The organism is Pseudoalteromonas sp. S1610 (assembly GCF_005887465.1).
Taxonomy (GTDB): Bacteria; Pseudomonadota; Gammaproteobacteria; order Enterobacterales; family Alteromonadaceae; genus Pseudoalteromonas; species Pseudoalteromonas undina.
Genome location: NZ_PNDI01000038.1, coordinates 14,522 through 28,006 on the forward strand (window position 1 = coordinate 14,522; position 13,485 = coordinate 28,006).

Here is a 13,485-nt window from a genome sequence, read left to right on the forward strand (position 1 = left end):
GTTTAGTGTGATAATTTCAATGATTGCAGCAATGGCAAACAACCGTGTCATTGGTTTAGATAATAAAATGCCATGGCACTTACCTGGCGATCTTCAGCACTTTAAAAAAGTAACCTCTGGTAAGCCCGTTATTATGGGGCGTAAAACATTTGAGTCGATAGGTAGGCCGCTGCCTGGGCGTCGCAATATTATTATTACTCGCAACACTGAATATAAAGCAGCGGGAATTGAAACAGTAACCACGCCTGAGGCTGCACTTGAGCTTGTTAATGATGTTGCAGAGGTTATGATTATTGGCGGTGGAAACATTTACCAGCAGTTCTTAGGGCAAGCACATCGGTTGTATTTAACCTTTATTGACTTAGATGTAGAAGGGGATACACAGTTTCCTGATTACCAAAATGTTGCAAGTTGGCAAATTGAAGATGAAATGTTGATGGCTCCTGATGATAAAAATAAATATAGTTATAAGTTCGTAACTTTGAATAAAATCTCTTAACATTATTGCCAAAATCTGAGCGTGTTGGTACAATATTAAACAGTCGAGTACGAAAAAAGTATTAATATAGGGTGTCCAATCAATGATTAAATTACCGAAGCTAGTTGTAATTGCTGCTATTGCAGCGGGTTCGTTTGCTTATACTGCGCCTGCAAGCGCTAATGATCAGTTAGCTGTTTCAGTCTGTGAATACATTGCTGGTGATGATAAAAACCGTCTGCGTAGCAAACTAAAAAGTTCACGTGTGAAAGTACGTAATATCTATGATGCAGTTTTCTGTAATGGTAACAACTTATTGCGTCACGCTGTTGCAAGTAATGCAGTTGATACAGGCGAGTACATTGTTAAAAACTTATCAAAAAGCTCACTTGAAGATGGTGCCGATATTGCTTGGGCTGAGGCAAATCATGCTGGATCACCTTTAATCCCTATTATTAAAGACCGCGCAGGCCTTTAAATAAAAGCTTAATTAATAAAAAACCGCGTTTAAACGCGGTTTTTTTACTTAGATAAATTGTCATTTTACACCCTGTTTAACTACCTTTAAGTCTAGTTCCCCCTGAGTATTTATCCTTATTACTCTTATTACATAAAAATGTCATAAAAACTCAATACTCTATGTGTATGTCAGTTTTGAGATATATTTATGCGTGTATCATTTTTTACCCGTTTACTAGCCATTTTATTAACGTTAGCAAGTATCCTTTTAGCCGCTACCTTGTTATGGGCAAGCCATACATTACTTAAACTTCAGCAACAAGATAGCGCATATAGCCAATTAAAAAATAGCATAATGGTCGAGCTTGCCGATCATTTGGAAAGTTATTTAGTACAAGGTAATAGCCAATACCTAAAACAATCATCGACCTTGATTGAGCAGCTTAAAGCGCAACAGTTAACAGTGCTGCCTCCTGAATTAGAAATTCGTTTAGCTGCACAATTAACTTCATTAAATACAGATATTAATGGTAAATACAGAGCGCTTGGAAAACTATCTGGCAATGAAACTGCGCTGTTAGATAACGCGCTTAGACAAATGGCCGGCTCAGCCTCTTCACTCATTAATTATGCGCAAAAAGCACCAATGCAAACCAGTAACGCTCTTAATTATTATAAATTAGCGAGTGATTATTACAGTGAAGTGGTTAATTTATCTTTATCGACTTACCAGCTGATCAATGATTACCAACCTGAGGTAGAGAAAAACCTGCAACAAAGTATAAAAACCCTAAATTTACTAGCTATAAATATTGAGCAATTACCGAACTTAGGGGTAATGACTGAGGTTGATGAGTTTGCTTTATTTGTAGATGAGGAACCGGAAGATTTGGCATCTGAAATAAAAGCGGAGTTGGTGAGTTGGCCTAAACGTTATTTGCGCGATTTAAGCAGTACTTTATCGCAATCAAAGCAACGTGATTCTGGAACGAATGAGTTACGTGAACAAATTAGTTTAGTATCAAAAACAGTGATTGAGGCAGAGCTAACATTAAAAGCACAGCAAGATAACGTGAAACGACAAGTGCTTTGGGTGTTTGGAATAGCAATAGGCGGATTAGTAATATTAGCTTTTAGTGTCTATTGGGTACAGCGCGGACAGGTTTTACAGCCTTTACGACAACTGCGAGATGGGTTTGCATTTTTAATAGAAAGTAATGAGTTAAAAAATATTACAGTGAATAATCCTAAAACAGAGGTAGGAGAAATAGCGCAGTATTTTAATCAGTTAATTGAGCGCCAGCGTTTAGAAGCGCAAGAAAGAGCGAATATGCTCAATGTAGTCAGCCAGTTTATGCAGCAAATGAGTGAGCATTTACATACTATTGGGCAAAAAAGTAATGCGAGTTATCAGCAGGTAAATCACAATGAAGAACTGCTTCTTAATATTCAGCAACTGGGTGAGCAGGTTAATCATATTAACGCTCAGGCTGCTGAAAATGCCCAAAGTACTTATGAGGCAATGCAGCAAAGTGTTGGTTTTGCTAAAAGTATGCTTAATGCCAGTTCTGATACACAGCAACGTATTGAGCAGGGGATGCATAGTGTTCAGGAATTACTGAGTGGGGTGCAAGGAGTGAGTAATATTATTACGGTTATACGCACCATCGCTGAGCAAACAAACTTACTCGCGCTCAATGCTGCGATAGAATCAGCAAGAGCCGGTGAGCAAGGTCGAGGTTTTGCCGTAGTTGCCGATGAGGTAAGGCAATTAGCAATGCAAACCCAAGGTTCTTTAAAAGAAATTAATGATCAATTGGCGCTACTAAGTGAAAACTCTCAAGTGGTTTATAAACAAATCAATGCACTAACTGAGGATGCACAATTACAAACCGCAAATGCTCAAGAGCTTAAAGCAAACTCTGAAGGAGTTGCAGGTAATGCGCAGCAGGCTAATAAAGTTGCGATTGATGCAATGGAGCTGGCTAAACAACAAAATGAGTTGCTCCAAGGCTTTACTCTATCGATGCATGATATGAAAAGCCAAGTAAGTGAGTCGAGTGAATTAGTTGCTGATATAGGCTCGCAGTTAGAGTTGCAAATGACATCTATTAAAGAAGGTCTAGGCTTAGATAACAACAGCGATTAATCGAAGACGAATTAAATATTAATCTGTATGCTAAAAGACTATGTAATTACCCTAAGGAGTTAATATGATAGAGCAAGGTCAGACAATACCTGCAGTAAGCTTATCTCAGCTTAGTGATGAAGGTATGCAAACGCTCACAAATAATGAATTATTCGCAGATAAAAAAGTTGTGCTATTTGCGGTGCCTGGTGCTTTTACGCCTACTTGTTCCAATGCTCATTTGCCTGGTTATATCGCGCTAGCTGATAAATTTAAGGCTAAGGGTATTAACGCTATTTATTGTGTATCGGTAAATGATGCATTTGTTATGAAAGCATGGGGCGAGTCACAAAATGCAGAACATATAGATATGCTTGCAGACGGCGATGCCAGTTTTACTCGTGCCTTAGGGCTTGAAAAAGATACCGCTGGCTTTGGTGGTTTGCGTTCTAAGCGCTACGCTATGGTTGTAGATAATGGTGTTGTTAGCGAATTACTTGTAGAACAAGAAAAAGAATTTGTAATAAGTAGTGCTGAAGCCGTTTTAGCCAAGCTATAACTAAGCTGTTTTAAGTATTGAATAAAAGCCGATACATATGTATCGGCTTTTTTTATCTAAGGAGAAAGTAGTTTACGGCTGGTATTGACCGCTTAGCGTTAAACCAGAAAAGGTTTGATACGCATTTACGCTTAGATGCCATGTTCCCGCTTGAGGGTTACTAAATGTACATGTTTCAGCGTTACCATTTTTATAAGGACGACAATCATAGCTTGAGCTAGTTGGTTGACTACCAAATTTTACAAATAAATCTGCATCACCGGTGCCGCCAGACGTTGTTACTGTAAAGCTAGCCATGCCAGCTGGCACATCTAGCGTGTAATGTTTCCACTGACCTGCATTTGCAGTAACATCAGACACTGTGCCACCACCTGCTTGAGGTGTACCTGAACCACCACCGGTTGAACCACCTGTAATGTTACCGACTAAGCTAACACCAGTGTAGGCAGAATAACCATTTAACATTATATGATAAGTACCTGGGGTTGGGTTATCAATAGAGCACTCTTCACTGTTACCGCCTTTATAAGGGCGACAGTCGTATGTAGAGGTAGTTGGTTTGCTACCAGCACGTACATACAAGTCAGCATCACCTGTACCACCGCTCATAGTGAAAGTAACATTAGTGGCACCGCTTGGGACTGTCATAGTGTAAAAGTCTTGTGCACTTGCTGCACCACTTAATCCCGTTTTCACTTGTCCATCAACAAGCTCATTATCACCTGATGTTGGCGGTGGTGTGCCACCTGATGCTGCGGCAACAGCGGCTGCAGCATCCACAATACCTGTGCCACAGCTAGTACATGTTGCAGAGAATGAGCGAGTGGTTGTTTTTAAGATGTTTTCAATTTCATCAGGAGTCGCATTTGGTTTAGCTTGTTTGATCAATGCAGCAACACCCGCAACATGAGGTGCAGCCATTGATGTACCTTGCGAAAAACCATAGCTGTCGCTTGATGGTGTTGTTGAACCTGAGTTGTAAGTAGATAAAACACCCTCAGAATCATTTGCAAAGCTTTGCGCGCCACCTGGGGCTGCTACATCAATATTACTACCATAATTTGAGTAATATGCGCGGCCACCGTTACGGCCAACTGATGCAACGTTAACAACACCACTACAGTTACCTGGGTTGTAGTTTGCAGAATTATCGTTATCGTTACCTGCGGCAATAACAACAACAGTACCGTTATTGCGTGCTGTATTAATAGCATTTTGAGTCGTTGAGCTACATGCACCTGCACCACCTAAGCTCATGTTTATAACATCAGCAGGGTTAGCATTTGCCGATGTACCCGACACATTTCCACCTGAAGCCCAAATAATACCATCAGCAATGTCAGAGGTTAAACCTCCACATTTACCTAACACACGTACAGGCACTACTTTCGCGTCGTAAGCAACACCAGCAACACCTTCACCGTTATTAGTTACCGCAGCAACAGTTCCTGCTACGTGAGTACCGTGCCAGCTAGAACCTTGTGCACCGTTGTTACCACATTCTCCGGCTGCAACAGCATCCCCTGGATCGCGAGCATCGTTATCACGGCCATTGCCATCATTAGCGACTGATAGATTAGAGATCATATCGTAGCCAGGTAAAATATTGGCGTTTAAATCAGCGTGCGGACGGTAACCAGTATCAAGAACAGCTACAACCACGCCGCTACCTGTAGCAGTATCCCAGGCTGTTGGTAGATTTAGGCCACCGGCTTGCTCATAGTAATGCCATTGGTCGCCATAACGAGGGTCATTTGGTGTTGCAAATGGCTTTAACATTTGATCGACTTCAATGTATTCAACATTGCCTGAATTGACCATTTCTTGCATAAACTGTTGTGCTTCTTCAGCATTGAGCTTTTTGTCGGCACGCATTACGTGATGATCATTCAATGCCATTGCGCGGATATATTTAGCTTTAACTTTACCTTTTTTTGAGGTGAAGTTTTTTACAAAGCTTTGCGCTTTTTTATTCATCATTGCAGGCGATGCTTCAGTTGTTGATACGTTCATCATATCGCTATTATTTTTATATTTGATAATGAACTGAGTTTCAAACCCACCTTGATTTTGCATTTTAGCTGAGGTTTCAGCCATAGAAGGTGAGATTGCTTGTGCTGGATTTGCCATGCTTGAGCTGGCTGCAAATAGTGTACTTATTGTTAGCGCAACAGCGCATTTTTTAAATGAATCATTAGAAGTCATAATTACCCTTAGTTTTATTATTATTTGTGGAAAGCCACAAAGCGGGTACAAAGGTAAATGATCTGTTAACTATTTTGAAATATTAAATACGTATGTACCTATTTCATTTAGTTATAACCGTGAATTCAGTAAGCTTTCAGTCGTTTTGTATTTGTTTTTATTATGTTGATGATCCTAATGTATTAGGTTTATTTGATGCTTTTTATCATTATTTAATCTTTATTGATAAATTAAAAACAATATAACAGCTATCTTGTTGTTACCGAAACTTTGTTATAATTCACCAAAGTTTTTAAGAGATGACCAAATGACTCACCTTGATGTGATAGTGATCGGTGCCGGAGCTGCAGGTTTAATGTGTGCAGCACAAGCAGGATATCGCGGCCGAAGTGTTACAGTGCTTGATATGGGTAAAAAGCCAGGACGTAAAATTTTAATTAGTGGCGGCGGGCGTTGTAACTTTACTAACGAAAATGCGAGCCCTAATAACTATTTATGCACTAATCCCCATTTTGTAAAGTCGTGCTTAAGTCGTTATACCCAGCATGACTTTGTAGAGCTTGTAGACCGACATGGTTTGGCGTATCACCATAAAACATTGGGACAATTATTTTGTGACAATAGCGCACAAGACATTGTTGATATTTTACTAACAGAGTGTGAGTGGGCGGGTGTTACAATTAAACTGCGCAGCGAAGTGTTAAATGTAGCTAAAACAGCAACAGGCTACAGTGTCACAACTGAGCAAGAAACACTGACCTGTGAGTCGTTAGTTGTCGCATCTGGCGGTTTAACTATGCCTAAACTTGGCGCGACGCCAATAGGTTATAAAATTGCAGATCAATTTGGTTTAAAGGTATTGCCGACGATGGCTGCTTTAGTTCCCTTTACCTTACATCAGCACGATAAAGAGCGTTTTGAAGGGCTTTCGGGTATTAGTATTCCTTGTGAAGTTGCAAGCGAAGATGGCACTGTATTTAAAGAGAATATTTTATTTACTCACCGCGGCTTATCCGGGCCTGCCATATTACAAATAAGCTCATTTTGGCGAGCAGGTCAGGCGGTGACGATCAATTTATTACCTGAACTCGATTTAAAGCAACAGCTAGCTGATTGGCGAGAAACGCAAGCGCAAAAATCGTTAAAAAATAGCCTTGCCACTATCCTACCTAAGCGTTTTGTTGAAATACTCCATGACAGTAAAGCTATTCCTGATTGCAATATTAACCAGCTAACGCATGGCCAAATAGATGCACTCGCTGACTATATTCATGCGTGGCAAATTAAGCCAAATGGTACCGAAGGTTACAGAACCGCAGAAGTGACTTTAGGTGGTGTAGATACCGACGAGCTAAGCTCAAAAACATTTGAGGCTAAAAAAGCCAAAGGTTTATACTTTATTGGTGAAGTGACCGATGTAACGGGTTGGCTAGGAGGCTATAATTTCCAATACGCGTGGAGCTGTGGATTTGCCGCTGGGCAATACGCATAAAAAGTCGTTCAGCGCGGCTTATTAAACCTGCCACTTAAGCTCTTAAGTGGCATTTTTATTTCTAACTTTTAATTCTATATTGCTGCATTTTACTATTCGGTTTTTCGGGAATAGTCATTTCGATTATGCCTGCATCAATTGCAGGTTTTAAATAGCGCTCTCTAAAATGTTTTCGATCTTTTAACCCTAGCTGGTTTTGTAGCTCTTGTCGGTTTAATGGTTTTTCGCTTTGGTTAAATACATTTATTAAAGCGATGACTTGGGGGGCTTGTATGTCTAAGTGTATAGTGTTTTTAACTTGAGGGGGTTGTTGTGGGGTTTGGATTTTTGTTATTGATTTTAAATCACTTTCTAAAATATCTAATGCTGAAAGTAATGTCTCTAACATGTACTCAATAAACACGGATGAGTCACCGGTTTTGGTACTTAGGTTAATGCTTTCAAAGTATCGTTGGCGTGTTGCCGCTATTAAGTTATGAATGTTTAGCAATGAAAACAGCGTATGCCATTGTGATAATTGTTGGGTTTGCCACACACACGCTAACTCAGTATTACCCTGTGCAACCGGTTGAATAAACTGTAATTCATAATGGCATACTGCACTACTGATTAGAGGGTGGTGGTTAGTTGTATTAAACCACGCAAATAATTCTTCTACCATTTGTGGCACTCGCATTGCCTGTGGTGCCATTTGTAAGCCATTTTTTAACGCTAGACCTTGCTCTCTATAACAGCCTGACTTTTCACCTTGATCTTTCATTAAGCTGCGATGCAGAGCTAATAAGCTATCTGGGCTTGATAGGTCAGATACTGTAAATTGAAATTCAGAGTTTTTCATTTGTATAGAGGTGAGTTTTTGTTGCTTATAATGCTCAATATTTGCTGGCGAATATAAGGCACTGATTTTACCTAAAGCTTCACTAATATTTGCAATGCTGTGAGTCATGCTGGCTGAGATTGAAAATGGGGGAGTGGCGTTGCTCATTTCGTTATAGAGGTTATTTAAATCAGGAGATTAGAATACGCGAACTGAATATAAAAGTCAGTTTTAATAGTGATTTAGTATTTATTTAAAACTTTACATAGTCTTTAATTACTGGTTTTAAATGTTAAACCGACGCCAAATAGCGCCGGTTTATTAGTTACTCTTCGATAAACGCTTCACCTTCGTTCATCCACTTAGCGGCTGGCTTGCCTTTTAAGTAATGATCAAAGTACTGCATCATACGTACTGAGAAATCTACCTGATTAGGGAATTGCTTTAAGTGATGCGGTTCACCTTCATATTGTAAAAATGTAGCATCTTTACCCGCACGGCGCAGTGCTAAGTAATATTGCACGCCTTCATGCCATGGCACAGCATCATCTTTATCACCAAACATAATCAGAATCGGGGTATTTACTTTATCCGCAAAAAAGACTGGCGAGTTCTCAATATAAAGCTCAGGGGCTTCAAATAAGTTTTTACCAATACGACTTTGCCCTGTTTCATATTGAAATTGGCGAGCAAGCCCTGACTTTAAGCGAATGCCACTGTAGGCGCTGGTCATGTTAGACACTGGCGCACCCGAAACTACAGCTTTAAACATATCAGTTTCAGTGATCATAAACGCGCTTTGATAACCCGCCCATGAATGGCCTTGTAACCCTATTTTATTAGCATCGGCAATGCCTAAATCAATCAGCTTTTGAGTGGCGTTGATCATGGTTTGCGTTGAAGACTTACCTGGATGACCTATTTCAAAACGAATATCAGGTAAAAAGATGGCGTAGCCATTTGATGTAAACATCGGAAAGTTAGGGCGATGATTTAATTCCATTTTAGGGAAATCGTACATACGCTGGCTCATATAGCGGTAAAAGTACACCACAACCGGTACTTTATCGCCTTTTTTATAGCCGGCAGGTTTGATTAATACCCCTTGTAAATCTTCTCCATCAAAGCCTTTATAGCTAATAAGTTCAGGCTTTTCTCCCCAAGCAAAATTAGTTACCTGAGGATTAAGGTTAGTGACTTGTTGTGCTTGTTTGAAGCTAAAGTCTGTTTGATAAATATCAGGAAATTGCTGATAGGTTTGCTCAGTAAATAAGTATTTATCGGCATTTTTGGCTTTTTTAATTACATCAAAACGCTTATTACCTGTGAGTACTTTAGTAACGTTAAGCGTTGTTAAATTAAGTTTAGCCACCTCACTTTGCTTACTTTGTAAGTTAATTGCAGAGAGCAAAAGAGTATCATTGCTGTTAAAGCCCACTTGGTTTTTATCAAGCTTGATTACTCTGTACTGAGTATTACTTTGTTTACCATTAGTTAAGCGTTTGACTTGCTTGGTATTTACATTAAACGACCAAATATCGTATTTGCTATAAACCAGTATTTCGCTGCTATCGTTAAGCCAGCCAGCAAAGCCATAGCCAGGCTGCTTAGATGGGTAATCGTGTTTGTCATCGGCAAAGGTAGCGTTAATTGCTTTGCTGAGTACACTCACTTTGTTATTGCCTAAGTTTTTAAGCTGTACTTGGTTGTTATCAAAGTAAGCAGCAAACTGACCATTAGGCGCAAGGCTAGGTCTAAATGGATAGTCGTTAATAATAGGTGTTTGTTTACCCGTTTTTATATCAACCGCAAAGTAGTCAGCAAAAAAGCCGCCATACATTATTTTTTCAAGATGGGCTAGATTTGAGTAGCCTAATAATGAATCCGCGCGTTCAGTATTAAGTGCCAGCTCTGGCATATTTGGTGTGCTTAACTGTACAACTTGTTGCGAGTTTACATGGTATACCGCCGTGTAATGTCTGTTTTTATTGTTTTTATGCCACTGCTGCTCTTCGCGAGGTTTAATTTGCGCATCGTTGTTGTGCCATACATTTAACCCTTTTTGGTCGCGAATAACCTCAAAGTCATACAATGACGACTCATCGGTATATTCCTTTTGTTTAACTTTTGCAGTAAGTTTTGGGCGGTTTTCAAAGTATAGGCGTGTACCATCTTCTGCCCACGTTAATGTCGCAGTTTTACCCATTAACCATTCTGGGTTAGGTGACTGCACAGTGGTAAGCGTTTCGTTCTGCCAAAGCGTTAATTCGTATTGGCGACGACGCTTATCATCGTTTACATAGTTACCTAAAGTAAATGCAACACTCTTATTGATTGGATGCCAAGCTATTTTGTTGGCAACCACACCAGGCTCGTCAATTAATGCTGTGCTGGTAAAATCATTGAGTGAAAATAAAGTAATTTGATTATTATTACCATCCACATAGCTTTGGCTCACTAATAATTGATCGCTGGTGGCGCTAATATCATAGGTGAAAGCACTTTCAAGAGTGTGGGTGCGTTTATCGCTTAAGTTGACGACAACTAGCGGGTAGCTTTTATCTTTTTTATCAGCTGTGATAGCGCTATCGTTATCGGAGTTTTTATCATCCGCGTCTGTGCTCTCATTTTTACGATAGGCAAGCCATTGGCCGTTATTAGCGAGTACGTAGTCTTTTACGTCATTAAAGCGTTGTTGCTCACCGGTTTGGGTATTCACTAATACTAGATTGTTTTTTAAATCACTTTTTTTCTTAGTGGTCTCTTTTTCAAGTAGGGTAGGCACTTGAGTGAATGCAACCCAGTTCGCCATTTTGTTAATTGTAGGGCGAGTGCCTCGCTCTACCTCAGCAATAAGCTTGTTGTTATTTAGCGAGTAGACTTGCCCAGTGGCATTGCCGCGATAAGGGGTTGCACTTAAAGAGAGGATTTGACCATTTTCAGAAAGCTGTGTGCCTTTTGCAGATTTAAAATCAAATACATCTTTAAATTCTAATGGCTTATTTGCTAAGGCACTGGCGCTCGTTAAGCTGGTAATAAGTGCACAGCCTATAAGAGTAAGTTGTGTTTTCATTATAGATTCTCGTTTTTTAACATTATTTTATTGTAACGAGTTTTAATAACAATTCGAGTAGATACGATAAGTGGTAGCAGGGCAGAGATGAGAGACTAAAAATGAATGGTAAAAGGTAAAAGGTAAAAGGTAAAATTTTCGGGCCACGGGATGCGAGGTGTTTGGCATTTGTGAAAAAATAGGAGTGGAAGTGGTTTATTTAATACCTTGTTAGCATCACTAACAAGGTATTACTTCGAATCTTATAACCAAATCTTTTGTAATTCTGGCCATTGTTTTTCAAATTGCTCACTTGGGCGAGCACTAAAATTACTGCGCACAAACTGATTCATTTTACCTTCAACGTAGGCAAGCAAAAAGTTAGCTAGGGTTAACTCATCGCTTTGGAAGTTTTTACCTTCACGTAGCTTACGCTCTCTAAGAATTTGTTTAAATTGGGTTTCTAGTTTTTCAAATAAGCCCTGTACACGCTCACGAAGTCGCTCTTGTTCTCCTTGTAGAGCGTCGCCTGTTAATATACGAGTAATGCCAGGGTTTTTCTCAGCAAACGTTAGCAACAGTAATAAGGTATTGTATACGCGTGCTTTGCTTTCTTTTTCGTTATCTAAAATAAGATTAATACGTGATAACAGGGTATCTTCAATAAACTCAATTAATCCTTCAAACATCCGCGCTTTGCTCGGAAAGTGGCGATAAAGAGCGGCTTCAGATACGCCAACTTCTGCGGCAAGTTTGGCAGTTGTAATACGCTGGCCAGGGCTGGTTTCTAACATTTGTGCGAGTGCTTGCAGTATTTGCTCTTTGCGATTACTTTTTTTTGTCGCAGGCATGAACATTCCTTTTTTAATAGTTATTTTTTCTACATCAACGTGCGATAACACAGCTACCGGCCTAGTGTTTGTGTGGGCAATAACCAGTGAAGCGATATTTGCACGTATTACGTGAAGCTCTGGTACTGCGCAAGCATTAAACTATATTAGCGAAGTAAAATTACACTAAAAGGTCACAAGGCGTCATCATGTTAATGTTTTATTCAGTTTGTTTCCAGCCTTTTTATAATCGTTTGGCAAGCTGCTCGATCACTTTGATTGCTATTTCTGTTTTACTAGTCACAGGTAAATCGAGTTGTTCATTTTGCCAAAAAAGAGTAAGTGCGTTACGTTCTGAATTAAAGCCTAAATCACTTTGCGATACGTCGTTTGCGCAAATCATATCGAGGTTTTTATTAGTCAATTTCCCTTTAGCGTAGTTAGCAACATTTTGCGTTTCTGCTGCAAAGCCGACAGTGTAAGGGCGGCTCTGTGTAAGGTTTGCCACCGCTGCTATAACGTCAGGGTTCTTAACTAAGCTAAGAGTGAGTTCATCGCCTTGCTTTTTCATCTTTTGTGTGGCGATATTTGCTGCACGGTAATCGGCTACAGCAGCGCAACCAATAAAGGCGTCTGATTGAGGTGCGTAATTGAGAGACTCTTGCAATAGCTGCTCGGCACTTTCTATATTAATTAAATTAACCCCTTGCGGCGCGGTAATGGTTACCGGGCCTGAAATTAAGTTAACTTGCGCGCCAAATGATAAAGCAGCTTGTGCTAGTGCATAGCCCATTTTTCCTGAGCTGTGGTTTGATATAAAACGCACCGGATCGAGAGGCTCTCGGGTTGGGCCTGCGGTAATAGTAATGGTTTTACCCGCTAAGATTTGTGGTTGCGCAGGTTCAATGCATAAACTCACTAACTCATGCGGTTCAAGCATTCGTCCTGCACCTACATCGCCACAGGCTTGCTCACCTTTGCCAGGCCCCCAAACAGCAACGCCACGAGCCTTTAAAGTGGCTATATTAGCTTGCGTTGCAGGGTGCGCGTACATTTGCTGATTCATAGCTGGTGCCACAGCCACTTTTGCAGGAGATGCGAGTAATAACGTAGTAAGTAGATCATCAGCAATGCCTACCGCCATTTTTGCAATAATATTGCTGGTGGCAGGAGCAACTAAAATTAGATCAGCCCATTTGGCAAATTCAATATGTCCCATTGCAGCTTCTGCTGATGGGTCTAGTAATGAGTCAGACACCATTTCACCACTGACAGCTTGCATCGTTAACGGGGTAATAAAATGCTTTGCTGATTCAGTCATTACAACTTTAACGTCACAACCATGGTCTTTCAAACGTCTTACGAGTTCAGCACATTTGTAGGCTGCAATTCCGCCGCTAATACCCAGCACTATTTTTTTATTTGTTAAATTAATCATGGTTGTTTATCAATTTTATAAGATATG

10 protein-coding genes are annotated in these 13,485 nt (G+C 40.0%); 5 read left to right on the plus strand and 5 right to left on the minus strand.

Annotated elements, in window-relative coordinates:
* Positions 1 to 7 precede the first annotated feature (7 nt).
* The 4 genes from folA to CWB77_RS13300 all read left to right on the plus strand — a co-directional run bounded on the left by folA (position 8) and on the right by CWB77_RS13300 (position 3,624).
* A complete protein-coding gene (gene folA, locus CWB77_RS13285; RefSeq protein WP_171036849.1) occupies positions 8 to 499 on the plus strand; it encodes a type 3 dihydrofolate reductase in 492 nt (163 codons plus the stop codon).
* A gap of 82 nt (positions 500 to 581) precedes the next feature.
* Positions 582 to 956, plus strand: coding sequence for a DUF3718 domain-containing protein (locus CWB77_RS13290; RefSeq protein ID WP_010391650.1), 375 nt, complete (start codon positions 582 to 584; stop codon positions 954 to 956).
* Positions 957 to 1,145: 189 nt separating this feature from the next.
* Positions 1,146 to 3,086 carry a methyl-accepting chemotaxis protein gene (locus CWB77_RS13295; protein WP_138623102.1) on the plus strand — a complete coding sequence of 647 codons (1,941 nt, stop codon included), beginning with the start codon at positions 1,146 to 1,148 and terminating at the stop codon, positions 3,084 to 3,086.
* Positions 3,087 to 3,150: 64 nt separating this feature from the next.
* Positions 3,151 to 3,624, plus strand: coding sequence for a peroxiredoxin (locus CWB77_RS13300; protein WP_054201940.1), 474 nt, complete (start codon positions 3,151 to 3,153; stop codon positions 3,622 to 3,624).
* 72 nt (positions 3,625 to 3,696) lie between these two features.
* Here CWB77_RS13300 and CWB77_RS13305 read toward each other — a convergent pair whose 3' ends face one another.
* Positions 3,697 to 5,829, minus strand: a complete 2,133-nt coding sequence (locus tag CWB77_RS13305) for a S8 family peptidase (protein ID WP_055012498.1) — start codon at positions 5,827 to 5,829, stop codon at positions 3,697 to 3,699.
* Between the two features lie 307 nt (positions 5,830 to 6,136).
* On the opposite strand from CWB77_RS13305, the gene CWB77_RS13310 reads away from it, so the two are divergent.
* The gene (locus CWB77_RS13310) at positions 6,137 to 7,321 is read left to right on the plus strand and encodes a BaiN/RdsA family NAD(P)/FAD-dependent oxidoreductase (RefSeq protein WP_138623104.1); all 1,185 of its coding nucleotides are present in this window, start codon (positions 6,137 to 6,139) and stop codon (positions 7,319 to 7,321) included.
* 61 nt (positions 7,322 to 7,382) lie between these two features.
* Here the strand turns inward: CWB77_RS13310 and CWB77_RS13315 are convergent, their stop codons facing one another.
* From CWB77_RS13315 to coaBC, 4 genes are all read right to left on the minus strand, one after another.
* On the minus strand, positions 7,383 to 8,306 hold the full coding sequence (locus CWB77_RS13315) for a Fic family protein (protein ID WP_138623106.1): 924 nt from the start codon (positions 8,304 to 8,306) through the stop codon (positions 7,383 to 7,385).
* A 157-nt stretch (positions 8,307 to 8,463) separates the two neighbouring features.
* On the minus strand, positions 8,464 to 11,211 hold the full coding sequence (locus CWB77_RS13320; RefSeq protein WP_138623108.1) for a S9 family peptidase: 2,748 nt from the start codon (positions 11,209 to 11,211) through the stop codon (positions 8,464 to 8,466).
* A gap of 242 nt (positions 11,212 to 11,453) precedes the next feature.
* Entirely contained in the window at positions 11,454 to 12,041 is a 588-nt protein-coding gene (gene slmA / locus CWB77_RS13325; RefSeq protein ID WP_008113236.1) for a nucleoid occlusion factor SlmA, read from the minus strand.
* A 223-nt stretch (positions 12,042 to 12,264) separates the two neighbouring features.
* Complete coding sequence (gene coaBC, locus CWB77_RS13330) at positions 12,265 to 13,458, minus strand: bifunctional phosphopantothenoylcysteine decarboxylase/phosphopantothenate--cysteine ligase CoaBC (RefSeq protein ID WP_138623110.1); 1,194 nt, start codon at positions 13,456 to 13,458, stop codon at positions 12,265 to 12,267.
* Positions 13,459 to 13,485: the final 27 nt, after the last annotated feature.

Coding starts and splice junctions, on each gene's coding strand:
- coaBC (WP_138623110.1), bottom strand. CDS start 13,458: ATGATTAATTTAACAAATAAAAAAATAGTGCTGGGTATTAGCGGCGGA.
- CWB77_RS13290 (WP_010391650.1), top strand. CDS start 582: ATGATTAAATTACCGAAGCTAGTTGTAATTGCTGCTATTGCAGCGGGT.
- slmA (WP_008113236.1), bottom strand. CDS start 12,041: ATGCCTGCGACAAAAAAAAGTAATCGCAAAGAGCAAATACTGCAAGCA.
- CWB77_RS13310 (WP_138623104.1), top strand. CDS start 6,137: ATGACTCACCTTGATGTGATAGTGATCGGTGCCGGAGCTGCAGGTTTA.
- CWB77_RS13305 (WP_055012498.1), bottom strand. CDS start 5,829: ATGACTTCTAATGATTCATTTAAAAAATGCGCTGTTGCGCTAACAATA.
- CWB77_RS13295 (WP_138623102.1), top strand. CDS start 1,146: ATGCGTGTATCATTTTTTACCCGTTTACTAGCCATTTTATTAACGTTA.
- CWB77_RS13320 (WP_138623108.1), bottom strand. CDS start 11,211: ATGAAAACACAACTTACTCTTATAGGCTGTGCACTTATTACCAGCTTA.
- CWB77_RS13300 (WP_054201940.1), top strand. CDS start 3,151: ATGATAGAGCAAGGTCAGACAATACCTGCAGTAAGCTTATCTCAGCTT.
- CWB77_RS13315 (WP_138623106.1), bottom strand. CDS start 8,306: ATGAGCAACGCCACTCCCCCATTTTCAATCTCAGCCAGCATGACTCAC.